The 25,847-nt window shown below is 68.8% G+C and carries 20 protein-coding genes, 1 pseudogene and 1 riboswitch; of the genes and pseudogenes, 14 read left to right on the forward strand and 7 right to left on the reverse strand.

All coding sequences use genetic code 11. The annotated features are described in order from the left end of the window. Nucleotides 1–19 precede the first annotated feature (19 nt). The 5 genes from VGN58_RS13410 to VGN58_RS13430 all read left to right on the forward strand — a co-directional run bounded on the left by VGN58_RS13410 (nt 20) and on the right by VGN58_RS13430 (nt 4,781). Nucleotides 20–1,318 (forward strand): NupC/NupG family nucleoside CNT transporter, encoded by a 1,299-nt coding sequence (locus tag VGN58_RS13410; protein ID WP_327483695.1) that lies wholly within the window; start codon nt 20–22, stop codon nt 1,316–1,318. Nucleotides 1,319–1,415: 97 nt separating this feature from the next. Beyond that, nucleotides 1,416–2,402: a ribokinase gene (locus tag VGN58_RS13415; RefSeq protein WP_327483696.1), complete on the forward strand. Its 987-nt coding sequence runs from the start codon at nt 1,416–1,418 to the stop codon at nt 2,400–2,402. A gap of 44 nt (nt 2,403–2,446) precedes the next feature. After that, a complete protein-coding gene (dusB, locus tag VGN58_RS13420; RefSeq protein ID WP_327483697.1) occupies nt 2,447–3,445 on the forward strand; it encodes a tRNA dihydrouridine synthase DusB in 999 nt (332 codons plus the stop codon). A gap of 10 nt (nt 3,446–3,455) precedes the next feature. Then, nucleotides 3,456–4,283 carry a class I SAM-dependent methyltransferase gene (locus tag VGN58_RS13425; RefSeq protein WP_327483698.1) on the forward strand — a complete coding sequence of 276 codons (828 nt, stop codon included), beginning with the start codon at nt 3,456–3,458 and terminating at the stop codon, nt 4,281–4,283. 153 nt (nt 4,284–4,436) lie between these two features. Beyond that, complete coding sequence (locus tag VGN58_RS13430; RefSeq protein WP_327483699.1) at nt 4,437–4,781, forward strand: hypothetical protein; 345 nt, start codon at nt 4,437–4,439, stop codon at nt 4,779–4,781. Nucleotides 4,782–4,937: 156 nt separating this feature from the next. Here the strand turns inward: VGN58_RS13430 and VGN58_RS13435 are convergent, their stop codons facing one another. Genes VGN58_RS13435 through VGN58_RS13445 form a run of 3 tightly spaced genes read right to left on the reverse strand, consistent with a single transcriptional unit; the run spans nt 4,938 to nt 8,565 of the window. Beyond that, nucleotides 4,938–5,990: a metal-dependent hydrolase gene (locus VGN58_RS13435; RefSeq protein ID WP_327483700.1), complete on the reverse strand. Its 1,053-nt coding sequence runs from the start codon at nt 5,988–5,990 to the stop codon at nt 4,938–4,940. A gap of 32 nt (nt 5,991–6,022) precedes the next feature. Further along, nucleotides 6,023–6,841 carry a UDP-2,3-diacylglucosamine diphosphatase gene (locus tag VGN58_RS13440; protein ID WP_327483701.1) on the reverse strand — a complete coding sequence of 273 codons (819 nt, stop codon included), beginning with the start codon at nt 6,839–6,841 and terminating at the stop codon, nt 6,023–6,025. Continuing rightward, nucleotides 6,838–8,565, reverse strand: coding sequence for a lysophospholipid acyltransferase family protein (locus VGN58_RS13445; RefSeq protein ID WP_327483702.1), 1,728 nt, complete (start codon nt 8,563–8,565; stop codon nt 6,838–6,840). Before VGN58_RS13445 ends, VGN58_RS13440 begins: the two co-directional genes overlap by 4 nt. Before the next feature lie 204 nt (nt 8,566–8,769). Here VGN58_RS13445 and metK point away from each other — a divergent pair, with 204 nt between their 5' ends. Both metK and VGN58_RS13455 read left to right on the forward strand, forming a co-directional pair. After that, the gene (gene metK, locus VGN58_RS13450; protein ID WP_327483703.1) at nt 8,770–9,981 is read left to right on the forward strand and encodes a methionine adenosyltransferase; all 1,212 of its coding nucleotides are present in this window, start codon (nt 8,770–8,772) and stop codon (nt 9,979–9,981) included. A gap of 326 nt (nt 9,982–10,307) precedes the next feature. Continuing rightward, nucleotides 10,308–10,808: an acyl-CoA thioesterase gene (locus VGN58_RS13455; protein ID WP_327483704.1), complete on the forward strand. Its 501-nt coding sequence runs from the start codon at nt 10,308–10,310 to the stop codon at nt 10,806–10,808. A gap of 33 nt (nt 10,809–10,841) precedes the next feature. On the opposite strand, the pseudogene VGN58_RS18360 reads toward VGN58_RS13455, so the two are convergent. Together VGN58_RS18360 and VGN58_RS13470 are read right to left on the reverse strand one after the other, a co-directional pair. After that, nucleotides 10,842–11,269, reverse strand: a pseudogene (locus VGN58_RS18360) (DUF6180 family protein). A gap of 12 nt (nt 11,270–11,281) precedes the next feature. Then, complete coding sequence (locus VGN58_RS13470) at nt 11,282–12,472, reverse strand: OmpA family protein (protein ID WP_414710794.1); 1,191 nt, start codon at nt 12,470–12,472, stop codon at nt 11,282–11,284. Nucleotides 12,473–12,579: 107 nt separating this feature from the next. Here VGN58_RS13470 and VGN58_RS13475 point away from each other — a divergent pair, with 107 nt between their 5' ends. Continuing rightward, nucleotides 12,580–14,457, forward strand: coding sequence for an ATP-binding cassette domain-containing protein (locus tag VGN58_RS13475; RefSeq protein WP_327483707.1), 1,878 nt, complete (start codon nt 12,580–12,582; stop codon nt 14,455–14,457). 171 nt (nt 14,458–14,628) lie between these two features. On the opposite strand, the gene ppc is transcribed toward VGN58_RS13475, so the two are convergent. Next, the gene (gene ppc, locus VGN58_RS13480; RefSeq protein ID WP_327483708.1) at nt 14,629–17,352 is read right to left on the reverse strand and encodes a phosphoenolpyruvate carboxylase; all 2,724 of its coding nucleotides are present in this window, start codon (nt 17,350–17,352) and stop codon (nt 14,629–14,631) included. Between the two features lie 154 nt (nt 17,353–17,506). Then, nucleotides 17,507–17,633: riboswitch (S-adenosyl-L-homocysteine riboswitch) on the forward strand. Between the two features lie 35 nt (nt 17,634–17,668). Between ppc and ahcY the strand changes: the two genes are divergently transcribed. The 4 genes from ahcY (at nt 17,669) to VGN58_RS13500 (ending at nt 23,605) form a co-directional block, all read left to right on the forward strand. Beyond that, nucleotides 17,669–19,111, forward strand: coding sequence for an adenosylhomocysteinase (ahcY, locus tag VGN58_RS13485; RefSeq protein ID WP_327483709.1), 1,443 nt, complete (start codon nt 17,669–17,671; stop codon nt 19,109–19,111). 215 nt (nt 19,112–19,326) lie between these two features. Continuing rightward, on the forward strand, nt 19,327–20,727 hold the full coding sequence (locus VGN58_RS13490; protein WP_327483710.1) for an MFS transporter: 1,401 nt from the start codon (nt 19,327–19,329) through the stop codon (nt 20,725–20,727). Then, the gene (locus VGN58_RS13495; protein ID WP_327483711.1) at nt 20,724–23,096 is read left to right on the forward strand and encodes a GH36-type glycosyl hydrolase domain-containing protein; all 2,373 of its coding nucleotides are present in this window, start codon (nt 20,724–20,726) and stop codon (nt 23,094–23,096) included. The genes VGN58_RS13490 and VGN58_RS13495 overlap by 4 nt, the downstream gene beginning before the upstream one ends. A 26-nt stretch (nt 23,097–23,122) precedes the next feature. Then, nucleotides 23,123–23,605: a gluconokinase, GntK/IdnK-type gene (locus tag VGN58_RS13500; RefSeq protein ID WP_327484663.1), complete on the forward strand. Its 483-nt coding sequence runs from the start codon at nt 23,123–23,125 to the stop codon at nt 23,603–23,605. Nucleotides 23,606–23,612: 7 nt separating this feature from the next. On the opposite strand, the gene VGN58_RS13505 is transcribed toward VGN58_RS13500, so the two are convergent. Continuing rightward, the gene (locus VGN58_RS13505) at nt 23,613–24,170 is read right to left on the reverse strand and encodes a DUF3228 family protein (protein WP_327483712.1); all 558 of its coding nucleotides are present in this window, start codon (nt 24,168–24,170) and stop codon (nt 23,613–23,615) included. A gap of 149 nt (nt 24,171–24,319) precedes the next feature. Between VGN58_RS13505 and metF the strand changes: the two genes are divergently transcribed. After that, nucleotides 24,320–25,153 carry a methylenetetrahydrofolate reductase [NAD(P)H] gene (gene metF / locus VGN58_RS13510; protein WP_327483713.1) on the forward strand — a complete coding sequence of 278 codons (834 nt, stop codon included), beginning with the start codon at nt 24,320–24,322 and terminating at the stop codon, nt 25,151–25,153. A 96-nt stretch (nt 25,154–25,249) separates the two neighbouring features. Beyond that, nucleotides 25,250–25,846, forward strand: coding sequence for a hypothetical protein (locus tag VGN58_RS13515; protein ID WP_327483714.1), 597 nt, complete (start codon nt 25,250–25,252; stop codon nt 25,844–25,846). Nucleotide 25,847: the final 1 nt, after the last annotated feature.

A 25,847-nucleotide genomic window follows, 5' to 3' on the forward strand; every position in this document is an offset into this window, starting at 1 on the left:
GGCAGGTCTGGGGGAATACATGCTGGAAGTCTTGGGGCGGATCGGCTTCGGCCTGTTCGGTCTGGCGGTGCTGATCGGCATCGTCTGGCTGTTTTCCAACAACCGGAAGGCCATCGACTGGAAGCTGGTGGCCACCGGCATCGCCCTGCAGATCGCCTTCGCGGCGCTGGTGCTGCTGGTGCCGGGCGGACGCGAGGTGTTCGATGCCCTGGGCCACGGTTTCGTGAAGATCCTGAGCTTCGTCAACGCCGGCTCCAGCTTCATCTTCGGCAGCCTGATGAACACCGAGACCTACGGTTTCATCTTCGCGTTCCAGGTGCTGCCCACCATCATCTTCTTCGCCGCCCTGATGGGCGTGCTGTACCACCTGGGCGTGATGCAGTTCATCGTGCGGATCATGGCGCTGGCCATCACCAAGGTGATGAAGGTGTCCGGCGCCGAGACCACCAGCGTCTGCGCCAGCGTCTTCATCGGCCAGACCGAAGCGCCGCTGACGGTGCGCCCATACATCCCGAAGATGACCGAGTCCGAGCTGATCACCATGATGATCGGCGGCATGGCCCACATCGCCGGCGGCGTGCTGGCCGCTTATGTCGGCATGCTCGGCGGCGGCGATCCGGAACAGCAGGCCTTCTACGCCAAGCACCTGCTGGCGGCCAGCATCATGGCCGCGCCCGCCACGCTGGTGGTGGCCAAGCTGCTGATCCCGGAAACCGGCACGCCGCTCACGCGCGGCACGGTGAAGATGGACGTCGAGAAGACCTCCAGCAACATCATCGACGCGGCGGCCGCCGGCGCGGGAGACGGCCTGCGGCTGGCGCTGAACATCGGTGCGATGCTGCTGGCCTTCATCGCGCTGATCGCGCTGCTGAACTGGCCGCTGACCTGGTTCGGTGACGTCACCGGCCTGGCCGCCGCCATCGGCAAGCCGACCGACCTGGCCACGATCTTCGGTTACCTGCTGGCGCCGATCGCCTGGGTGATCGGCGTGCCGTGGCAGGACGCCACCACGGTCGGTTCGCTGATCGGCCAGAAAGTGGTCATCAACGAATTCGTCGCCTACCTGCAACTGGCCGGCATCGTGAACGGGCAGACGCCCGGCGTGACGCTGACCGAGGAAGGACGACTGATCGCGACCTATGCGCTGTGCGGCTTCGCCAACTTCAGCTCGATCGCGATCCAGATCGGCGGCATCGGCGGGCTGGCGCCTGAGCGGCGTTCGGACCTGGCGCGGTTCGGCCTGCGTGCCGTGCTGGGCGGCACCATCGCCACGCTGATGACGGCCACCATCGCCGGCGTGCTGTCGCACTTCGGCTGATCCGGGCGGCGCGGTCCACGGCCGCTCTACTCACCCTGTCTACGTTCCCCTCCCGTGACCGCGGCGTCGCCGCGGTGCGGATCTCAGGTATCACCGCATGAATACGCCTTCCCCCACTCCGCCCCGCGTCGTCGTCGTGGGCTCCTTCAATGTCGATCACGTCTGGCGTTGCGACGCCCTGCCGGCAGCCGGCGCCACCATCGCCGGCCGCTACGCGAGCGGTCCGGGCGGCAAGGGATTCAACCAGGCCATCGCCACAGTGCGCGCGGGCGCGGCGACCACCTTCGTATGCGCCCTCGGCGACGATGCCGGTGGTCGCCTGGCGCGCGATCTGGCCGCGAGCGATGGGCTGGACCTGCGCGCGCAGGCCAGCGACGAACCCACGGGCACGGCCGGCATCTACGTGGATGCGCACGGGCGCAACACCATCGTGATCGGCGCCGGCGCCAATGCCGCGCTGTCGACCGGCTTCATCGAGGCGCAGGCGGAGGTCCTGGCCGGCGCCGGCGTGGTGCTCGTGCAGCTGGAATCGCCGTCGGACGCGGTCCTGGCCGCGCTGCAGGCCGCACGCCAGCAGGGCACGACGACCGTGCTGAACCCTGCGCCGGCCAACGCCGCGACAACGACCGAACTGCTGGCGCAGGCCGACGTCATCACCCCGAACGAAACCGAGTTTTCCGCCCTGCTCGCGCGCCATCTGGGCGAACGCGTCGGCGCCGACGATGTCGCCACGCTCGATGGCGTCACCCTTCACCAGCATTGCCGCCAGTTGTTCCCGCACGGCACCGTCGTGGTGACGCTGGGCGCGACCGGCGTCTACGTGTCCCACCCGGAGGACGCCCTGCGCGGCGATCCGCGCCCGCATTACCGCGTGCCGGCCGAGGCGGCCACCGTCGTCGACACGACCGGTGCCGGCGACGCCTTCAACGGCGCGCTGGCCGCGTCGTTGGCCGAGGCCGGACTGCCCGCGTTCGCCGACCACGTGCGCTTCGCCAACCGCTACGCCGCGCTGTCGACCGAACGGGCGGGGGCCGCACTGGCGATGCCGTCGCGCGCCGACCTGGCAGCGCGTTACCCCGCCTGACGCCCCAGGTTTCCCCCCCCGGACCGGCGGCGGATAATGCCGCCATGCAGATTGGCCCCTACCGCATCGACCCGCCGGTGATGCTGGCCCCCATGGCCGGCGTCACCGACAAGCCGTTCCGCCTGCTGTGCAAGCGGCTGGGCGCGGGCCTGGCGGTGTCGGAAATGACCATCAGCGATCCCCGCTTCTGGAACACCGCCAAGTCGCTGCACCGCATGGACCACGAGGGCGAACCCAGCCCGGTCAGCGTACAGATCGCCGGCACCGAGCCGGAACAGCTGGCGAACGCGGCGCGCTACAACGCCGACCATGGCGCGCAGATCATCGACATCAACATGGGCTGCCCGGCCAAGAAGGTGTGCAACGCCTGGGCCGGCTCGGCGCTGATGCGCGACGAGGCGCTGGTGGGCCGCATCCTGGAAGCGGTGGTGAAAGCGGTGGACGTACCGGTCACACTGAAGATCCGCACCGGCTGGGACTGCGACCACCGCAACGGCCCGGTGATCGCCCGCATCGCGCAGGAAAGCGGCATCGCGTCGCTGGCCGTGCATGGCCGCACGCGCGACCAGCACTACACCGGCACCGCCGAGTACGACACGATCGCCGCGATCAAGGCCGCACTGCGCATTCCCGTCGTGGCCAACGGCGATATCGATTCGCCCGGGAAGGCCGCCCATGTGCTGGCGAAGACCGGTGCGGACGCGGTGATGGTCGGCCGCGCCGCGCAGGGCCGGCCGTGGATCTTCCGCGAGATCGCGCACTTCCTCGCCACCGGCGACTCCCTGCCGCCGCCCACCGTGGCCGAGGTGCGCGACATCCTGCTGGCCCACCTGCATGCGCTGCATGCGTTCTATGGCGAACTGCAGGGCGTGCGCATCGCGCGCAAGCACCTGGGCTGGTACGCCAAGGACCGGCCGGAGAACCTCGCCTTCCGCGCCGTGGTCAACCGTGCCGAAAGCGCGGACGAACAGGTGCGACTGACCCGCGACTATTTCGACGCCCTGATCGCCGGCGTGACGCCGGTCCTGCCCGCCGCTGCCTGAGCGAAGCGCCATGTCCGAAACGAACGAAAGCCCGGCCTACCTCCACGGTTTCTCCCCGGTGGAACAGGCCCGCCTGATGAAGCAGGCCCGCCTGCTGGAAAGCACGATCTTCAGCCACATCGACTACACCGGCGCGCGCCGGCTGCTGGAAGTGGGCAGCGGTGTCGGTGCCCAGACCGAGATCCTGCTGCGGCGCTTCCCGGAGGTGCATGTCAGCTGCGTCGACCTCAGCGAGGTGCAGCTGCAGGCGGCCAGGCAGAACCTCTCCACCATGCCATGGTGCCGCGACCGCTACAGCCTGCAGCAGGCCGACGCCAGCCGGCTGCCGTTCGCCGCGCGCGACTTCGATGCGGCCTTCCTGTGCTGGATCCTGGAACACGTCCCCAGCCCCGCGCGCGTGCTCAGCGAAGTGCGCCGCGTGCTGGCGCCCGGGTCGCCGATCTGCATCACCGAGGTGATGAACTCGTCGTTCCTGCTGCACCCGTACTCGCCGAACACCTGGCGCTACTGGATGGCGTTCAACGACTTCCAGCACGACAGTGGCGGCGACCCGTTCATCGGCGCGAAACTCGGCAACCTGCTGCTGGCCGGCGGCTATCGGGACGTGGTGACGGAGATCAAGACCGTGCACTTCGACAACCGCGAGCCGGCGCGGCGCAAGGACATGATCGCGTTCTGGGAAGAACTGCTGCTGTCGGCGGCGGATTCGATGGTCGAGGCCGGCCGCGTCACCCAGGACGTGGTCGACGGCATGCGCCGCGAGATGCACGACGTGCAGAACGATCCGGATGCCGTGTTCTTCTATGCCTTCGTGCAGGCGCGGGCGACGGTCTACTGACGAAGGTATATGCCGCGTAAACATGACCGCAGTCACGGTGCTTTCCGGCACTGGGGCCCGCGTGCGCGCAGCGTGAGGATGACCACGCCGGCTCCCCGCCGGCCTGCGATCCCCCGCAGCAGCACGCGGTAATCACCTCCCGAGGAGGATGTCATGAATACAAGAACCGCACTCGTCGTCGCCCTGTTGGCCGCACCGTTCTCCGCACAGGCCGGCGACACCATCCAGCAGCTTTCGGAACATACCGGCCTCAGCGAACGCAGGGTGCAGATGATCCTGGGCAACCGCACCTCGTTTGCCGAGTATCCGTACACCTACCAGCGTTCCCTGGAGCAGTTCCGCCAGGCGCTGGGTGAGGAAAACTACCGGCGCCTGATGGAGGGCCAGTCGGTGGTATTGCAGAACACGCCGGACAGGGACGAGGCCACCCGCATGGCCCGCGAGGACGTCAACGCGGGCACGAAGGAAGTCCAGAAGGAAGCGGTCACCGGCTCCTGAGTCCGACGGGCGTGCGAATCGCGCCCACCGACTGACGCTGCACACGATGCCCGGGCCCCGCTGCCGCGACCCGGGCAGCCCGTCACGGCGAACGCTTCCGGCAATGCTCCATTCGGTAGACATCGATGCGGTGCGCGCGACCGCGATCCGCAGCGACTAACCGAGCGACGCGCGCACCGGCTCGTGCGAAGGTTCCCGGATGCGCTTCCACATGGCGGCCATGAGGTCCCGAACGCCCGCCATGCCGGAGACAGGCACCGTCCAAGGTTGCTGCACGGGCGCGATCGCCTGCCAGCCATCGCCATGCCGGGCCGCGACTTCGAAGCGGAAGTTGTAGTCCGGCTCCAGCCCCATGCGCAGGTCCGACAGCACCAGCCGGTCCTGCTGCACCTGTGCGCGCATGAACCCGCGGTTGAACCACGCCAGCCGGCGGACCGCCGGCACGTCGGCCGCTTCGCGAAGCGCCTGCACGTTGGACGGATAGCCGCGGAAATGCAGCGGGCCTTCGTCGACCAGCACCGAGCGTTCGGCTTCCACATACCCTGACGGTGTCATCGCCACGACCCGCCACAGCAAGGTGTTGAAGGGCATCGGCACCGAGAAGTACGGCGCATCGCCCAGCCCCATCGACGCGAGCGTGCGTTCCGCTTCGCGATCCACCATCGACTTGGCGACCAGCGACCAGCCGAGATAGGCGCTGCTCAGCACCAGCCCGACCGCCAGTGCGCGTTGCGCGGCGACGCGCTCACGCAGGCACCAGGCGACGACGCACGCCACCAGCAGCCAGACGGTGTACAGCGGATCGATGATGAAGACGCTGGACCACATTGCGGGTGGCGGCATCAACGGCCACCACAGCTGGGTACCGTAGACGGTGAACGCATCCAGCAGCGGATGCGTGACCAGCGCCAGCTGGATCGCCCAGAACCAGCGGGTCGGTGACGCCGCGATGCGGCCATTGCCGAAGCGTTTGAACAGCCACCAGATCAGCCCGCCCACCAGCGGCAGCACGAAGAGCGAATGGCTGAAGCTGCGGTGCACGGTCATCAGCGTGACCGGGTTGTCCGAGAACAACGCGATCGGCAGGCTGTCGAGATCCGGCAACGTGCCGAGCGCTGCGCCCGCCAGCAAGGCGGCACGGCGATGGGCGGCAGGGGCGATGAGGGCGGCGACGGCGCCGCCGAGGACGATCTGGCTGAAGGAATCCATGCGCCGATCCTAGCAGCCGTCGGAGGCTCTGCTCACGCAGCGCGTTGCGCATCCTGCGGCACCCGCCGCAGCCGGGCCGCCACTTCGCCCAGCACCTTGCCGGTATGCGACAGCAGGCACAGGGTGCCGTCTGCTTCTTCGCTGAGCGCGGTCAGGCTCTCGACCCAGTCGCCATCGTTGGCGTACAGCAAGCCATCGCGTTGCAGCAGAGCAGCACGATGGATATGGCCGCAGACGATGCCGTCCAGGCCGCGACGACGGGCATCGTCCAGGCCTGCCTGCACGAACCGGCCGATGTAGCGCTCGGCGGCGTCGCTCTGGCGTTTGAGGTATTCGGCCAGCGACCAGTAGCGCAGGCCGAGGCGGCGGCGCAAGCGGCTGGTCAGGCGGTTGCCGGTGAGGATGCGGTAGTACAGCCAGTCGCCGAACTTTTCCTGCAGCCCGCCGAAGTGGGTGATGCCGTCGTAGTCGTCGCCGTGCGTGACCAGCAGGCGGCGGCCGTCCAGCGTGGTGTGGATGGCGCGGCGGCGTACCTGCATCGCCGGCAGCATCAGGCCGCAGAAGCGGCGGACCGGACGGTCATGGTTGCCGGGCACATAGATCAGCTCGGTGCCGTTGCGCGCTAGAGCGTGCAGCGCTTCCACCACACGGTTGTGGGCGGCGTCCCAGGAAGCACGACGCTGCGCCATCCACCACAGGTCCACGATGTCGCCGACCAGGTAGAGCCGCCTGCACCGCAGGCCGGCCAGGAAATCGGCGAACTCGGCCGCATGGCAATGCTTGGACCCCAGATGGACGTCGGAGACGAAGACCGCGCGCCGCATCGACGACTGCGCGGTCCGCGGGCTCATGCCGCCGCCTCCACCGGGCGCCACGCATCGCCGAGGTAACGCTCCCGCTTGCGTGGCCTGATGCGGTGCAGGTCCACCTCGATCAGGCCATCGATGGAGTCGCTGAAGTCCGGATCGACGCCGAACGCGAGGAAGCGCGCGCCGCCGGGTTCGCACAGGTCGGTGTACTGCTTGTAGAGCATCGGCACGGTCGCGCCCAGCGTGTCGAGGTTCGTCTTGAGTACGCGGAAGGCGGTATCGGCATCCAGCGCATCGAAGCACGGCGGCGTCGCCGTGTAGCGGAACGGATGGCGCGACCGCGCCTCGCCGCTCGGGTCGCCGTAGTAGTGCGCGTAGTAGGCGACGATCTGCTCGCGCGCATCCAGCGGCAGCGCGGCACTCATCGACACCGCGCCGAACAGGTAGCGCACGCGCGGATGCCGGCGCAGGTAGGCGCCGATGCCCTGCCACAGATAGTCGATGCTGCGGCCGCCCCAATACTCCGGCACCACGAAGCTGCGCCCCAGTTCCATGCCGGCGGCCAGCCGCGGCAGCGCGTCGTCGGCGTAGTCGAACAGCGACGCGGTGTAGAGCCCCTTCAGCCCCTGCGCGGCCAGCACCGGTGCGCCACGGGCGATGCGGTAGGCGCCGGCGATCTTCCGCTGCGCCGCGTCCCACAGCACGATGTGCTCGTACCAGGTGTCGAAGGCATCCACGTCCATGCGCTTGCCGGTGCCCTCGCCCACCGCGCGGAACGTCAGCTCGCGCAGCCGACCGATCTCGCGCAGCAGCGGCGAGCCGCCCGCCAGCCGGCCCACGCAGATGCGCTTGCCGTCGGTGGTCTCGCCCAGCACGTCGAGCGTGCCGATGCAGGCGGCCAGTACGTCCGGCGCCAGCGCATCCACCAACGGTTCCGCCGTTTCGCCGGCCGCCGGCGAGGCTGACTTCGCCGGTCGTCCGAGGGCGTACAGCGCCGAGCGCACCCGCGCGATCGCCGTCGACGGCGCTTCTTGCGCATCCACGCGCATCACCTGGCCGACATGCAGGTGCAGGCGCCGCTGGCTGCGGCGGAACATCTCGCGCGCCAGCAGCGCCGTACCGGCCGGCTTGAACAGCGCGGAGGCCCCGTAGAACAGGGGCGAATTGCGCGCCTGTACCCGGATCGGCAACACCGGCGCGCCGGTCGCCCGCGCGAAGCGCAGGAAGCCCCGGCGCCAGCGCGTATCGCGCACGCCACGCGGACCCAGCCGCGACACCTCGCCGGCCGGGAACACGATCACGCACTGCTCGGCTTCCAGCGCCCGTTCGATGGCGCGCACGCCGTCCGCGCCCGGCGCACCGCCCAGGATGCGCACCGGCAGCAGCAGTTCCGCCAGCGGCGCGATGTCCATCAGGACGTCGTTCGCCACGATCCGCACGTCGCGGCGCACGCGGCCGACCAGCTGCAGCAACGCCAGGGCGTCCAGCGCGCCGGACGGATGGTTGGCGACGATCAGCAAGCGACCCTGGGCGGGAATGCGGCGCTCGCCCTCGGGCTCGACCGTCGGGCGCAGGTTGAGGTGATCGATCGCCGCGTCGACGAACGCCAGCCCTTTCAGGTGACCGTGGTCGGCGAGGAAGGCATAGGCCTGGTCGAGCTTCGACCAGCGCCCCAGCGTGCGCAGCAGCGGCTGGGTCAGCCGGGCACGACGGCCGCGGAACCAGTGGGGATAACGTTCGGCGATCTGGCGTTCCAGCGGATGCATGGCAGGGGCCGGCGGCGGGGTTTCGCCGCGCAGCCTGCGCGCGGCCGGCGACAGCGCCGTTGCGGTTTTCTGGCAATCCGGTGACAGCGGGTCGTGATCCGGGCTTAACCCGCCGCGCGCCTGAACGACGCAGAATGCACACACCCCCTGCGGCGTGTATCATGCGCGCCCATCTTTTCATCCGAATCAAAGGATATAAGCCCGATGTCCAGCTACCTGTTCACCTCCGAATCGGTCTCCGAAGGCCATCCGGACAAGATCGCCGACCAGATTTCCGATGCCGTGCTGGACGCGATCCTGGCCCAGGACAAGCGCGCGCGCGTGGCCTGCGAGACGCTGGTGAAGACGGGCGCCGCCATCGTGGCCGGCGAAGTCACCACCACCGCGTGGGTCGACATCGAGGCGCTGGCGCGCAAGGTCATCAACGACATCGGCTACGACAATTCGGACGTCGGCTTCGACGGCCACACCTGCGCCATCATCAACATGCTCGGCAAGCAGTCGCCGGACATCAACCAGGGCGTGGACCGCAAGAAGCCGGAAGAACAGGGTGCGGGCGACCAGGGCCTGATGTTCGGCTACGCCTGCAACGAGGCGCCGGAATTCATGCCCGCCCCGCTGTACTACAGCCACCGCCTGGTGGAACAGCAGGCCAAGGTGCGCAAGAAGGGCAAGCTGAAGTGGCTGCGCCCGGACGCCAAGTCGCAGGTCACCCTGCGCTACGACGGCAACAGCATCCTCGGCCTCGACGCGGTGGTGCTGTCGACCCAGCACGATCCGGACATCAAGCAGAAGGACCTGATCGAAGCCGTGCGCGCCGAGATCCTGGTACCGGTGCTGCCGAAGAAGTGGCTGGACGCGCTGCCGAAGAACAAGGTGCACATCAACCCGACGGGCAAGTTCGTGATCGGCGGCCCGGTGGGCGACTGCGGCCTGACCGGCCGCAAGATCATCGTCGACAGCTACGGCGGCATGGCCCGTCACGGCGGCGGCGCGTTCTCGGGCAAGGATCCGTCGAAGGTCGACCGTTCGGCCGCCTACGCCGCGCGCTACGTGGCCAAGAACATCGTGGCCGCCGGCCTGGCCGACAAGTGCGAAGTGCAGGTCTCCTACGCCATCGGCGTGGCCGAGCCGACCTCGATCTCGGTCACCACCTTCGGCACCGGCAAGGTCGGCGACGACCTGATCGAAAAGCTGATCCGCAAGCACTTCGACCTGCGCCCGTACGGCATCACGAAGATGCTGGACCTGGAGCACCCGATCTACCAGCCGACCGCCAGCTACGGCCACTTCGGCCGCAAGCCGAAGGAGATCAGCTACACCGACGGCGCCGGCAAGAAGCACACCGCGACCGCCTTCTCCTGGGAGAAGACCGACCGCGCCGAAGCGCTGAGGAAGGACGCGAAGATCAAGTGACGGTTTGGCGCGCCTGCGCAAGCGCAGGCGCCTTTGCCAAACCGTCATCCCCGCGAAAGCGGGGATCCAGCGCCTTCGCTGTCGCCGCCATTGCGATTGCTTGAGCAGAACGGGCCGCCCCCAAGCGGCCCGTTCTGCTTTTCCGATCCAAGAACAACCAATGCGGTGGGTCAGTCTTCAAGCTGCAAGGCAACCACCCCAACCATCGCGGCGCCCCGCCCCTCACCCCAACCCCTCTCCCGGAGGGAGAGGGGCTTGAAACCTCGATCTCTCCAACGCCCGCCGAATCCATTAGCCTCCACACCACCACCCTGCCGGGACCGACCATGCACGCCCTCAAGCCCCACCAGCTTTCCATGACCGTGCTGATGACCCCGGACATGGCCAACTTCTCCGGCAAGGTCCACGGCGGCGCGATCCTCAAGCTGCTCGACCAGGTGGCCTACGCCTGCGCCAGCCGCTACGCCGGCCAGTATGTGGTCACGCTGTCGGTGGACCAGGTGATGTTCCGCCAAGCCATCAACGTGGGCGAACTGGTGACCTTCCTGGCTTCGGTGAACCACACCGGTACGTCGTCCATGGAAATCGGCATCAAGGTGGTGGCCGAGGACATCCGCAAGCAGAGCGTGCGCCACGCCAACAGCTGCTTCTTCACGATGGTCGCGGTCGATGATGACGGCCGCACGACCCCGGTGCCCCCGCTGGAGCCGTCCACACCGGACGAGATCCGCCGCTTCGCCGCCGCGCGGCTGCGACGCGAGCTGCGCGAGGAAATGGAGCAACGGCACGCGGCCCTGCTCACGGATCGCAGGACCCCCGGAGCCTGAAGCCCGCACGCGCCAGCACGGTCCGATGCGGCGCTACTTCTCCAGGCGTGCGGCGCGCCGCAGTTCATCCGTCACGCGCTGCCTGACCTTCGCGGAGGCGTGGCCGCCCGGACCGGTGTAGTCCAGGGCCTGCACCACCCACACGGTCATCGCGCCCGCTATGCAGTAGGCGACCAGCGCCTTGCCATCGCCGCGGGCCCGGAGACATGCATGGCCAGCGTGCCCCGGTCCCGCTGGGTGCGGGTGACATAACCTGCGGCGTCGGCGCCGCGTTTGACCGCGGCAGCGCAGGACGCAACGGACACCCTGGCCGCCGGCACGCGCTCGACGTCGTCGTCGATGCCGAAATCACCGGCCGCTGCGCCGGCGGAGAACGCCAGCAGCACGCAGGCCAGTGCTCCTCGCCTGTTCGTCGTCGTCCCTCCACGCCTCGGTCGTCGGTGGCGCCCGGCGCGCTGCACGCCGCGGCGTGCTCAGGTACGCACGAAAATTTCGACGCGACGGTTGAGCTGGCGCCCGGACGGGTTGTCCTTGCCCCGCAGTTCGTTCGGCGCGACCGGCTGCGTTTCGCCATAGCCGCGGGCATCGGCCTGCGGTGCCGCGCCGCGCTGGCGCAGCGCGTCCACCACCGATCCTGCACGCCGCTCGGACAGCGACTGGTTGTAGGCGTCGCTGCCCTTGGCATCGGTGTGCCCGCGCACCTCCATGGCCCGCGCGTCCACCTGCTGCAGGGCGGCCGCCAGCGTATCCAGCACCTTGGCCGCGTCCGGCCGGATGTCGGACTTGTCGAAGTCGAACAGCACGCTGTCGCTGAGCGTAATAACAAAACCGCAGGGTGCGCCGGGCGGCGCGAACTTCTTGAGCGGCGGGAAGCGTCCCGCAGGCGCCACGTTCGGTATCGGCGGCATGCGTACCGCGCGCCCGGGCGTCCCGACGCGGCCGGTGCCGTCGCCGTTGTTCACCACCAGCCCATGCGGGCCGTTCCAGGTGCCCGAGCCGTCCTTGTCGATGCTGACGATGCCCTGCGGGCCGTTCCAGGTGCCGGAGCCGTCGCCGTTGTTGCGGATGATGCCGTGGTCGCCGTTCCAGCTGCCGGCGCCCTTGCCGTCCAGGACGATGATGCCGTAGCGCCCGTTGTAGCTGCCGGAACCGTCGGCCTGCACGGTGATGATGGCGTCATCGGCACCGTCTTCCCCACTGCCGTTGATGGTTCCGCTGCCATCGGCGTTCACCGTGACGATGCCGCCACCATAGTTGGCGGTGCCGCTGCCATCCGCGTCGATGCGGAAGATGCCCTCGTCGCCATTGCGCACGAGGTTGCCTTGTCCGTCCACACTGGTGATGCCGGCGTCGTTGACCAGCGCGCCGTCGGTGGAACAGGTGGCCGGCCGCACACTGATCCCGGCAATGGGGTCGATGATGTCCTGCATCGAGGCTTCCAGGCGGCGCTGCGCAGGCGTTATCCCGACGATGTCCGGCACCACGATCATCGGGATGGCGGGAAATACGGGCACTCCCGGATCCCCCGCCTCCGGAGCGACCGCGGGCGGATCTGCCACGGGGGCCGGCACGCCCCGCCCCTCCTCCATGTCGCCGCTGCGGCCGCACCCGGCCATCGCGGCCACGACCGACACCATTCCGAACACCCGCACCAGGGATCGCATGCGTTGCATCACTCCTTCCACACCGGATACACCGTGCCGACCGGCAGCAAGGCGCGCGCCGACATTCCGACGGGCGACGCTAGCACCGCAAAGGTTAGAATGATGTCATGTCCCTCATGCAATTCCAGCGGGTCGACTTCAGCGTCGGCGGGCCGCTCCTCCTCGAACACGTCGACCTGTCCATCGAACCCGGCGAGCGCGTCTGCATCGTCGGTCGCAACGGCATGGGCAAATCCACGCTGATGCGGCTGATGGCCGGCGAGCTGAAACCGGACGACGGCGAGATCCGCGTGCAGAACGGCGTGGTGGTCGCGCGCATGGCGCAGGAAGTGCCGCAGGACACGCAGGGCACGGTGTTCGACGTGGTGGCCGAAGGCCTGGGCGACCTGGGCCAGCTTCTGGCGCGCTACCACCACGCGCTGCACGACGGCGACATGGACGCGATGGGTGATGCGCAGGCGCAGATCGAGGCGCGCAACGGCTGGGACCTGGACCGCCGCGTGCAGCAGGTGCTGGAGCGGCTGGAGCTGCCCGAAGAGACCGACTTCGCCGCGCTGTCCGGCGGTATGAAGCGCCGCGTGCTGCTGGCACAGGCGCTGGTACGCGATCCCGACATCCTGCTGCTGGACGAACCGACCAACCACCTCGACATCGAGGCGATCGCCTGGCTGGAAGGCTTCCTCAAGTCCTTCGGCGGCAGCATCGTGTTCGTCACCCATGACCGCAGCTTTCTGCGCTCGCTGGCGACGCGCATCCTGGAGATCGACCGCGGCCAGCTGACCAGCTGGCCCGGCGACTACGACAACTACCTGCGCCGTCGCGAAGAGCGATTGCATGCTGAGGCGCAGGAGAACGCGCGCTTCGACAAGCTGCTGGCGCAGGAAGAAGTGTGGATCCGCCAGGGCATCAAGGCGCGTCGCACGCGCAACGAAGGCCGCGTCACCGCGCTGAAGGCGATGCGTCGCGAACGCGCGCAGCGCCGCGAGTTGTCCGGCAACGTGAAGATGGAAGCCGCGGCGGCGCAGTCGTCGGGCAAGAAGGTCATCGAGGCCAGGCACATCACCCAGGCCTACGACGGCCGCACGCTGCTGGACGACGTGTCGGCGACCATCATGCGCGGCGACCGCGTCGGCATCATCGGTCCCAACGGCGCCGGCAAATCCACGCTTTTGAAGATCCTGCTGGGCGAACTGGCGCCGCAGCAGGGCGAAGTGAAGCTGGGCACCGGCCTGCAGATCGCCTACTTCGACCAGCACCGCAGCCAGCTGGACGAATCGCGCACCGCGCTGGAGAACGTGGCCGAAGGCAGCGACTTCGTCGAGATCAACGGCAGCCGCAAGCACATCATCGGCTACCTGCAGGATTTCCTGTTCTCGCCCGAACGCGCCCGTGCGCCGATCACCCGCCTCTCCGGTGGCGAGCGCAACCGCCTGCTGCTGGCCAAGCTGTTCGCACAAGCGTCGAACCTGCTGGTGATGGACGAACCAACCAACGACCTGGACGTCGAGACCCTGGAACTGCTGGAAGAACTGCTGCTCGACTACAAGGGCACGCTGCTGCTGGTCAGCCACGACCGCGACTTCCTCGACAACGTGGTCACCAGCACGCTGGTGCTGGAAGGCGAAGGCCGCCTGGGCGACTACGTGGGCGGTTACTCGGACTGGCTGCGCCAGCGGCGCACGCCGGGCCCGGTGTCCGCGACGACGGCGACGGCGACGACAACGGTAAAGCCGGCGCTGTCGAAGCAGCCGGAACCCGTCGCCGCCAAGCGCAAGCTCGGCTTCAAGGAGGCGCGCGAACTGGAACTGCTGCCCTCGCGCATCGAAGCGCTGGAAGGCGAAGTCGCCGCGCGCACCCGGGCGATGAACGATCCCGCCTACTACCAGCAATCGCCCGCCGACCTGCAGCGCGCGAACGACGAACTGGCCGCGAAGCAGGCCGAACTGGACCACGCCTACCAGCGCTGGTCGGAGCTGGACGGGTAAGCAGTGGCTTCACTGTAGGAGCGACGTCAGTCGCGACCGCACGCCCTGACGGCCGACCAACGTCGACGCATCCGCTGACCCCGCCAACCTGAATTTCGTCACCACGTTCCATCGCGACCGGACAACGTGCGGTCGCGACTGACAGTCGCTCCTACAACAGGAGGCAGCACCTCACCCGGTGTTCTGCACGCCCTGCGACACGCCGTTGATGCTGGCGACCAGCGCGTGCAGCAGCGCGTCGTCCTCGCGCTCGCTGTCGCGCCAGCGCTTCAGCAGGTCGGCCTGCATCACGCTGATCGGGTCGATGTAGGGATTGCGCAGGCGGATCGACAGCGCGAGGCGCTGGTCGTGCTGCAGCAGCCAGTCGTTGCCGTTGAGCGCCAGCACCCACTGCAGCACCAGAGCGTTCTCGCGGCGGACGCGCGGGAAGAACTCGCCGTGCAGTTCGCCGGACATCTTCGAGTACATCTCGGCGATGCTCAGGTCGCCCTTGGCCAGCACCATCGACACGTCGTCGAGGAAGGTCTTGAAGAACGGCCAGTCGCGGGCCATCTCCTTCAGCGCCTCGTCGCCATAGTGGTCGACCGCCGCCTGCAGGCCGGTGCCGACGCCATACCACCCCGGGATCACCGCGCGCGCCTGGCTCCAGGCGAACACCCACGGGATCGCACGCAGGTTGCCCAGCGCGGCGTCCTGGCCCAGCCGCCGCGACGGACGCGAGCCCAGCGTCATCCGTTCGATCACGTCGATCGGCGTGGCGCTGCGGAAATAGTCCATGAAGCGCGGCGCCTGCACGAAGGCGCGATAGGCCCGCGAACTCTCGCTCGCCACCAGCGCCATGATCTCGCGCCAGCGCGCCTCGCGCGGTTCCGCCGGACGCGGGCGCAGGCTGGACAGCAGCACGGCGCCCACCGACTGTTCCAGCGAACGCAGCGCCAGCGCGCGGATGCCGTACTTGCGGTGGATCACTTCGCCCTGCTCGGTCACGCGCAGGCGACCGTCCACGCTGCCGCGTGGTGCCGCTTCCAGTGCGCGCGTGGTCTTGCCGCCGCCGCGGATGATGGAGCCGCCGCGACCATGGAAGAAGGTCAGCTTGATGCCGAGTTCCTGCGCGGCATCGACCAGGTCCACCTGCGCACGCTGCAGCCCCCAGCGCGAGGCGGCGATACCGCCGTCCTTGCCGCTGTCGGAATACCCCAGCATCACCATCTGCACGTTGCCCCGCGCGGCCAGGTGGGTGCGGTAGACCGGATCGGCCAGCAGGTCGCGCAGCACCTCGGTGCCATGGCCCAGGTCGTCGATGGTCTCGAACAGCGGCGCGATGTCGAGCGGCACCTGGCCTGCGTCGTCGACCAGCCCGCCACGGCGCGCCAGCGCCAGTACGGTGAGCACGTCGGCGCGGCTGTGCGCCATGCTGATGATGTAGGTGCCCAGCGCCTCGGTGCCGTGGCGCGTTCGCGCATCGGCCAGCGCGCGGAACACCGCATCGAGGCGCGCGTTGCCCTCCCGCTCGGACGCGGGCAGCACCTGGTCGCCGCTGGCGTAGGGGCCGAGCAGGGCCGCGCGCTCGACGGCGTCGCGCTCCTCCCATCCGTCGTCGCCGAGCGCGCTGGCGACCGCGCGCGCGTGCACGCTGGACTCCTGCCGCACGTCCAGCCGCGCCAGGTGGAAGCCGAACGTGCGCACGCGCCATGCCAGCCGGCGCACGGCGAACCAGCCGGCGTGCAGGCCCTTGTTGGCCTCCAGGCTGCGCAGGATCAGCGCGATGTCGTCCGCCAGCGCATCGGGCGAGGGATAGGCTTCAGGCCGGTCTTCCAGCGTGGCCTGCAGGCGCGCGCGCATCAGGTCGTTGAGCAGCCGGTAAGGCATGTCGCCATGGCGCGGGCGCGACTTCTTGACGGCCTCGGGCAACAGCGCGCGGTACTCCTCGACCCGTGCCAGCACCTCCGGCGCCACGCCGATGACCGAGGTGGACTGGCTGAGCAGCGTGGTGAGCTGGCGCAGTTCCTTCAGATAACGCGTCAGGATCATGCGGCGCTGCGCATCCAGCGTGGCGGTGACCGTGCCGGCATCGACGTTCGGGTTGCCGTCCATGTCGCCGCCGACCCAGGTGCCGAAGCGCAGCACCCGCGGCAGGTGGGCGGTGACCTGCGGCGCGGCGCCGTACACCTCGGCGATGGCGTTTTCCAGGGTTTCGTACAGCACGGGAATGACGCGGTAGAGCACCTCGATCAGGTAGAAGCCGACGTGCTCGCGCTCGTCCTCCACCCCCGGCCGCACCGGCGAGGAGTCCGAGGTCTGCCAGGCCGAGGTCAGCGCCATGCGGAAGCGCGCGGTGTCGGTCGCCTGCTCACCCGGCGTGCGCGTGCCGTCCAGCCCGTTGATCAGGCTGGCGACCATCAGCTGCTCCTTCTCCAGCAGCGCGCGACGCACGGCTTCGGTCGGGTGCGCGGTGAACACCGGCTCCACGTCGATGCGGGGCAGCCAGTCGGCCAGTTCCTCCAGCGTCACGCCCTGCGCCTTCAGCTTGGCCAGCGTGTCGTGCAGCCCGTCCGGCTGCGGCCGCGCACTGCCGGCGCGCTGGTAGTCCCGGCGGCGGCGGATGCGGTGGACGCGTTCGGCGATGTTGACCACCTGGAAGTAGGTGCTGAACGCGCGGATCAACGACTCCGCCTGCTCCGGCGTCCGCCCCTCCAGCAGGCCCGCCAGCGACTGCGGCGGCTCGCCGGCCTGGCGACGGGCGATGGCCGTGGTGCGCACGCGCTCCACTTCGTCCAGGAACGCCGGGGCGACCTGTTCGGCCAGCATGTCGCCGACCAGGGCGCCGAGCCGGCGCACGTCTTCACGCAGGGGGACATCGGGTGGAGCGAATTCCAGGCTGCGGGGGCTGTTCATGCGCGCGGCGGGTTCCCGTCTTTCGTGGCTGGCCGTGATTGGTATGGTCGCGGAGGACGACTGGTCTGCTGCAAGGCAGCAATCCGAAGCCTACCCGATCACGTGAACGGTGGCGTCATCGTTTCATCCGGAACAAGCGATATAATGGCCGCCCTTCGCCGAGGGGCGCTGCGACCGAGACATGGGCGGATCTTTCCGCAGGAGCCTGCACCTGACGTGCAGCGTCTCCACATAGTCCGGCCAGGCTCGGCGGAATGAACCTGCAACGGCGCCCGGATACCCTGCGACCCTGATCGCACAGACCGGAGCAAGAGCCATGAACGCAGTACGCACGTTTTCGACCGAAGGCGACTACAAGGTCGCCGACATCTCGCTGGCCGATTGGGGCCGCAAGGAACTGGACATCGCCGAGCACGAGATGCCCGGCCTGATGTCGATCCGCCGCAAGCACGCCGCCGGCAAGCCGCTGAAGGGCGTGCGCGTGACCGGCTCGCTGCACATGACCATCCAGACCGCGGTGCTGATCGAGACGCTGAAGGACATCGGCGCCGACGTCCGCTGGGCCTCGTGCAACATCTTCTCGACCCAGGACCACGCCGCCGCCGCGATCGCCGCCACCGGCACCCCGGTGTTCGCCTGGAAGGGCGAGACGCTGGAAGAGTACTGGGACTGCACGCTCGACGCGCTGACCTTCACCCTGCCCGACGGCACCCTGACCGGCCCGGAGCTGGTGGTCGACGACGGCGGCGACGTCACCCTGCTGATCCACAAGGGCTACGAGCTGGAACAGGGCGACACCACCTGGGTCAACAGCGCCTCCGGCAGCCACGAGGAGCAGGTGATCAAGGACCTGCTGAAGCGCGTGGCCAAGGAGCGCCCCGGCTACTGGACCCGCGTGGTCAAGGACTGGAAGGGCGTGTCCGAGGAGACCACCACCGGCGTGCACCGCCTCTACCAGATCGCCGAGCAGGGCAAGCTGCTGGTGCCGGCGATCAACGTCAACGACTCGGTCACCAAGTCCAAGTTCGACAACCTGTACGGCTGCCGCGAGTCGCTGGCCGACGGCCTGAAGCGCGCGATGGACGTGATGCTGGCCGGCAAGGTCGCCGTGGTCTGCGGTTACGGCGACGTGGGCAAGGGTTCGGCGCATTCGCTGCGCGCGTACGGTGCCCGCGTCATCGTCACCGAGATCGATCCGATCTGCGCGCTGCAGGCGGCGATGGAAGGCTTCGAGGTCAACACCGTCGAGGACAGCCTGGGCCAGGCCGACATCTACGTCACCACGACCGGCAACAAGGACATCATCACCCTCGAGCACATGAAGGCGATGAAGGACCAGGCCATCGTCTGCAACATCGGCCACTTCGACAACGAGATCCAGGTGGATGCGCTGTACGCCTCGGACGCCAAGCGGATCAACATCAAGCCGCAGGTGGACAAGTTCGTGTTCCCGAACGGCAACGCGATCTTCCTGCTGGCCGAAGGCCGCCTGGTGAACCTGGGCTGCGCCACCGGCCACCCGAGCTTCGTCATGTCGAACTCCTTCGCCAACCAGACGCTGGCGCAGATCGACCTGTGGGCGAACAAGGACGTGTATGAGAAGACCGTCTACCGCCTGCCGAAGCAGCTGGACGAGGAAGTCGCGCGCCTGCACCTGGAGAAGATCGGCGTGAAGCTGACCACGCTCACCAAGGAACAGGCCGACTACCTGGGCGTGGCCGTCGAAGGCCCGTACAAGCCGGACCACTACCGCTACTGATCGACGCGGTTCCACTGCGACGAAAGAACGGGCGCCTCAGGGCGCCCGTTCTGCATTCCGTGCAGCGAACGTCCTTCGCAGCCATTGCTCCGCAACCATTTCCATACCGCTGGGCGCTTGCCTCGCTATCGCGATCATCGCAAGCTTGGCCGCCATGCCGTCGCCCAAGCCTGCACCTGGGGCTGCGACGCAACGAACCAGCACCGGGAGTGGACATGCAACGCGACCAGGGGAGCGACGGCACCGCGCACCCCGCCGACAAGGCGCTATCCTCGACGGAACCCCGGTTGGGCGAAAAGATCGGCTACGGCGTCGGCGATTTCGGCTTCAACCTGTACTGGGCGAACATCTCGGCGTTCCTGCTCATCTTCTACACCGACGTGATGGGCCTGGCCGCCGCGGCCGTCGGCACCATGATGCTGGTCACCAAGATCGTGGATGCCATCACCGACCCGTTGATGGGAGCGCTGGCCGATCGCACCCGCAGCCGGCTGGGCCGGTTCCGCCCCTATCTGCTGTACGGCGCGTTGCCGCTGGCGTTCACTGGCGTGCTGACGTGGACGGTGCCCGACCTGGGTGAAGGCGGGAAGCTGGTATGGGCCTATGCGACCTTCACGCTGATGATGCTGGCTTACACGGTGGTGAGCATTCCTTATTCCGCGCTGTCGGGCGTGATCACCGCTGACAGCCAGCACCGTACGCAGCTGATCAGCTTCCGTTTCATCGCCGCGTTCGCCGGGACCATGGCGGTGAACTGGCTGACGCTGGACCTGGTGCGCTGGCTGGGGCGCGGCGATCAGGCGCTGGGCTGGCAGCTGACGCTATCGCTGTACGGCGTGATCGCCACCGCGGCCTTCGTCACCGTGGCCCTGACCACGCGCGAACGCGTGTCGCCGCCGCCCCAGCAGGCCAGCGCCGTGCGCCAGGACGTGAGGGATCTGCTGCACAACCGGCCATGGATGGTGCTGTTCGCGCTGGCGCTGATCATCATGGTGACCATCGTGATGCGCGGCGGCTCGTTGGCCTATTACCTGAAGTACCACCTCGGCCGCCCCGAGCTGACCGGCCTGTTCCTGGGCATGTACGCGCTGGCGCTGGCGGTGGGCGCCGGGCTGACGCCGCTGATGACCCGCTACGTGGACAAGCGCCGGCTGATGGCGTGGCTGATGGCCGGCGTGGGCGTGGTGAGCGGCGCGATGTTCTTCATCCCGGCCGATGCCGTGTGGACCATGTTCGCGCTCAACCTGCTGGTCGGGCTGATGCTGGGGCCGAAATCGCCGCTGGCCTTCTCGATGTACGCCGACTGCGCCGACTACACCGAATGGAAGACCGGCCGCCGCGCCACCGCGATGACCTTCGCCGCCGCCACCTTCTCGCAGAAGCTCGGCGGCGCGCTGGCCTCGGCGACCATCGCGTGGATTCTCGCCGGCATGGGCTACGTGGCCAACGAAGCGCAGTCGGATGCATCGCGGCTCGGCATCGTGCTGCTGCTGACCGTCATTCCCGGCGGCGTCGCCCTGCTGGCGGCATGGGTGATGCGCTTCTATCCGCTGGATGGCGCGACGCTGGCGCAGGTACAGGCCGACCTGCGGGCACGCCGGGAGGCGACGGCATGACGGAGGTTCCGTACGGTTTCGAGGAGGACGGCCGACGCTTCGTGCTGACCAGCCCCACGGCGATGCCGGCCGCGTCCACCTTCCTCTGGAACCGCCGCATGCTGCTGCAGCTCAACTGCCGCGGCTTCGCCACCGCGCAGTTCATGCAGCCCGAACCCGCCAAGTACGCGCACGCACCGACGCTGGAGGCCAAGACCTTCATGCAGCCGGAGCAGCCGTACTACGCGCATCACCCCGGCCGCTTCTGCTACGTGAAGGACGAGGAGGACGGCACGCTGTTCTCGGTGCCGCACGAGCCGGTACGCCGTGCGCCGGAGGCGTTCGCGTTCTCCGTCGGCCTCCACGATGTCGCGTGGCGCGTGCAGTGCGACGGGATCGAGGTGGAATGGAGCGTGGTGTTGCCGGTCGACGACGTGGCCGAGCTGTGGACATTGCGCGTGCGCAACCGGTCGGGCCGGCGGCGACGCGTGAGCCTGTACCCGTACTTCCCGGTCGGCTACATGTCGTGGATGAACCAGTCCGGCCGCTACCGCGACGACCTGGGTGGGATCGTCTGCGACAGCATCGCGCCTTACCAGAAGGTGGAGGACTACTTCCGCCAGCGCGATTTCAAGGACCGCACCGCGCTGCTGCACGAGCGCACGCCGGATGGATGGGAAGCGAACCAGGCACAGTTCGAGGGCGAAGGCGGGCTGCCTGCGCCGCATGGCATCGTCGGTGGCGAGCGCCTGCGCGATGGCGACGCGGCCTATGAAATGCCGACGGCGGTGCTGCAGTACCGCGTGGCGCTCGCCGACGACGAGGTCGAGGACTACCGCTTCCTGTTCGCGCCTGCGCGCGACGACGACGAAATCCGCCACCTGCGCGCACGGCACCTGTCGGCCGATGGATTCGCCACCGCGCATGCCGGTAGCGCCGCGCATATCGACACCGGCGCGGGCTGCGTGCGCATCGAAACGCCGGACCCCTGGCTGGACGCGTTCGCCAACCACTGGCTGCCGCGGCAGGTGTTCTACCACGGCGACGTCAACCGCCTGACCACCGATCCGCAGACGCGCAACTATCTGCAGGACCACATGGGCATGGGCTACCTGCGGCCCGAGGTGGCGCGCGCCGCCTTCCTGCATGCGCTGTCGCAGCAGGAACCCTCGGGCGCGATGCCGGACGGCATCCTGCTGGTGGACGGCGCCGAGCTGAAATACATCAACCAGATTCCGCACACCGACCACGCGGTCTGGCTGCCGGTCTGCCTGCGCGCCTACCTGGACGAAACCGGCGACGAGGCCCTGCTGGACATGCCCGTGACCGACCGGGAGGGGCATGTCGCGACGGTGTCCGAGCGCATCAGCCGCGCCATGCGCTGGCTGCTGCAGGCACGCGATGCGCGCGGGCTCAGCTACATCGCCCAGGGCGACTGGTGCGACCCGATGAACATGGTCGGCTGGCGCGGACGCGGCGTGTCCGGCTGGCTGACGCTGGCCAGCGCCTATGCGCTGAAACTGTGGGCGGCGATCTGCGCCCGGCGCGGCGAACAGGCGCTGGCGGACGAGTTCCATCGCGGCATGGACGCCTGCAATGCCGCCATGAACACCCATCTGTGGGACGGCGACTGGTACGGCCGCGGCATCACCGACGACGGCATCGCCTTCGGCGTCAGCGCGGATCGCGAAGGCCGCATCTTCCTCAATCCGCAGAGCTGGGCCCTGCTCGGTGGCGCGGCGGACGACGACCGGCGCGCGCGCATTCTGGCGGCCGTCGACACGCACCTGGTGTCGCCGTACGGCGTGGCGATGTACGACCCGCCGTACATGCGCATGCGCGAGGACGTGGGACGGGTGACGCAGAAGTTCCCCGGCTCGGCCGAGAACGGCTCGGTCTACAACCATGCGGCGGCGTTCTACCTGTACAGCCTGTACCAGGTGGGCGATGCCGACCGCGCCTGGCAGGTGCTGCGCGCGATGCTGCCCTCGCCCGCACCGGAGGACTGCCTGCAGCGCGGCCAGCTGCCGGTATTCGTCCCGAACTACTACCGCGGCGCCTGGCGCCTGCATCCGCGTACCGCCGGCCGTTCCAGCCAGCTGTTCAACACCGGCACCGCGGCATGGCTGTACCGCTGTCTGGTGGAGGAACTGTTCGGCCTGCGCGGTGATGGCGATGCGTTGCGGATCGCGCCGCAGCTGCCGTCGCACTGGTCGTCGGCGCGCGTGTCCCGCCGGTTCCGCGGCGCCGTGTTCGAGGTGAGCATCGAACGCGTGGCCGGGCGGGCCCGGATGCGCGTCGCGCTGGACGGAGTCTGGCAGGACGAACCCCGCGTCCGCGGTATCGAGGCCGGCCGCACGTACCAAGTACGGGTGGAACTGCCTGCGTGAGCGACCGCGTGCGCGTCGTCGTGGTGATGGGCGTGTCGGGCAGCGGCAAGACCACGCTGGCACGCGCACTGGCCGACGCATGGCCGGCGACCTTCCTCGATGCCGACGATTTCCACAGCCTGGCTGCGAAAGCCCGCATGGCCGACGGTCATCCGCTCAACGACCGCATGCGGGCGCCGTGGGTGCGGCGCATCGCGGATGACCTGGTGCGGCGGGTCGCGGCAGACGAGCGCGTGGTGCTGGCCTTCTCCGGACTGCGCCGACGCCATCGTGAGCGGCTGCGCGCCACGGGCGTGCCGATGCGGTTCCTGTTCCTGCACGGCGACGCGGCGCTGATCGCGGCGCGTATGCAGGCACGCCGCGGCCATTACATGCCGGCGTCGCTGCTGGACAGCCAGTTCGCCACGCTGGAGACGCCCGTGGACGAAGCCGATGTCGTGCGGATCGACGCAGCCGAACCGCCCGCCGTACAGCTGCGGCTTGCCCTGGCGGCACTGCCGCCGGATTGAGCCGACGCTACGGGCGCCAGTTGGCGTTGCGCTCCCAGAACGCGACGCTGCGCCGGTAGGCCGCCGGATCGAGCGGCACGCCGGATCCGCCCTCCTCCACGCCCAGCGCATTGCGCATCATCGTGATGGGCGCCATCGGGATCTCGTCCGGCGTCTGCGTGTACAGGCAGCCGACGACGCCCCAGTCGCCCTCGATCGGCGCCCCCTCCTTCGCCAGCTGCGCCGCGCTGTAGAGGATCACCACCAGGTAGTCCGCCACCGGCGGCTCGACGCCTTCGAACCAGCGCACCAGCACCGGCAGCTCCGACGAGGAACGCGCTTCATAGCCCGACCGCAGCAGGTGGCGGTTACCGTCGGTGATGGGCACGGTCAGGCACCGGGTCGAGGTCCAGTTGCGGTGGACATGCAGGCGGCAGAACGGCGCATAGCCATCGAGCACCGCCAGCGGCGGTTCGGTGTTGAGGCGCTGCTCGAAGGCCTGCGGCGTGCAGTCCTGGATGGCATTGCGGCGCGGCTCGGACGGGAACAGGCGGGTCCGGGCGAACGGAGTGAGGACGATGCTCATGCGGCAGCCGGTAACGGAAGGCCGACAGGGTACCCGCCCCCGGAGCGGCCGCGCGCGAGGGCGGCGCCGTGACGGGATGTGCGGGACCGCCATACACATTCATCCGGATGAAGCGATACAATGCGGCCTCGACCCGAACGGCGCCGTCCATGCCTTCCATCAGCTTCGAGTTCTACCCGCCCAAGACCGATGAGCAGCGCGCGCAACTCGACCGCACCGCGGACAAGCTGAAGGCCTACCGGCCCGAGTACGTGTCGTGCACCTTCGGTGCCGGCGGCTCCACGCTGAGCTACACCTCCGAGACGGTCCGCCACCTCAACCAGCACCATCGCTTCGATGCGGCACCGCATCTGTCGTGCGTCGGCGGCAGCCGCGAGGAAATCCGCGAACTGCTGCGCCTGTACCGCGCCCTCGGCTGCAAGCGCATCGTCGCGCTGCGCGGCGACCTGCCCTCCGGCATGGGCCATCCGGGCGACCTGCGCTATGCATCGGAGCTGATCGACTTCATCCGCGCCGAGCAGGGCGACACGTTCCATATCGAGGTCGGCGCGTACCCGGAAACGCATCCCCAGGCCGAGGACGCGCTGACCGACCTGCGCCACTTCAAGGCCAAGGTCGATGCCGGCGCCGATGGCGCCATCACCCAGTACTTCTACAACCCCGACGCGTACTTCCACTTCGTCGACGCGGTGCGCAAGCTCGGCGTGGACATCCCGATCGTCCCCGGCATCATGCCGATCTCGAACTTCTCGCAGCTGCGCCGCTTCTCAGAAGCCTGCGGCGCCGAGATCCCGCGCTGGATCGGCAAGCGCATGCAGGCATTCGGCGACGACGCGGACGCGATCCGCGACTTCGGCGCGGACGTCGTGGCCAGCCTGTGCGAACGCCTCGTCGCCGGCGGCGCGCCATCGCTGCACTTCTACACGCTCAACCTGGCCAGGCCGACCCAGTCCGTGCTGTCGCGCCTGGGCTGGTCGGCCTGAGCGGCCTGCGGTTCCGTTCGTCCGGCAGGTGAACGGCCGCCGATTCCGTGCGCGCGTGCCATGACCTGGACGCGCCGGCCGGATTAGGCTGACGGCATGCGCTTGCTCCCCTTTTTCGCCCTCGCCTGCCTGCTCGTCTGCGGCGGCCTGCGCCCCGCCGTCGCGCAGGCGCAGCAGCAGGGCGTGCAGCGCTGCACCACGATGTCCGGCGACACGGTCTACACCGACAAGCGCTGCGAGGACGTCGGCGCGATGGATCGCCTGCCCTCGGCGTCCACCGCCATGGCCGCGACCGGTGCGCTGTACCGCGGCGGCTGTTCGCGCACGCTCAGCGACTTGGTGATGCAGGTGTCGTCGGCGATCCAGGCCGGCGACGTGAACCGCCTTGCCGGCGTTTACCACTGGGCCGGCACCTCGGATGCCGGCGCGTTGCGCATCCTCGACCGCCTGGACGTGGTGGTGCGGCGGCCGCTGGTCGACATCGTGCCCATCCGGCCCGCTCCCGCGCCGGTGCTGGACGCCGAGGGCGCGGTCGTCGATGCGAACCAGGACGGCTATTACCCGCAAACGACAACGCAGCGGCAGCGCCCGGTCGGACTGCGCGTCGTGCAGACGCTGAAGAACAGCGCCACGCCCGCCGACACCACGTTCGGCCTGCGCCGCGCCTACAACTGCTTCTGGATCACGCTGTAGG

Origin of the sequence: Pseudoxanthomonas sp. (genome assembly GCF_035999195.1) — a bacterium.
Lineage (GTDB): Bacteria > Pseudomonadota > Gammaproteobacteria > Xanthomonadales > Xanthomonadaceae > Pseudoxanthomonas_A.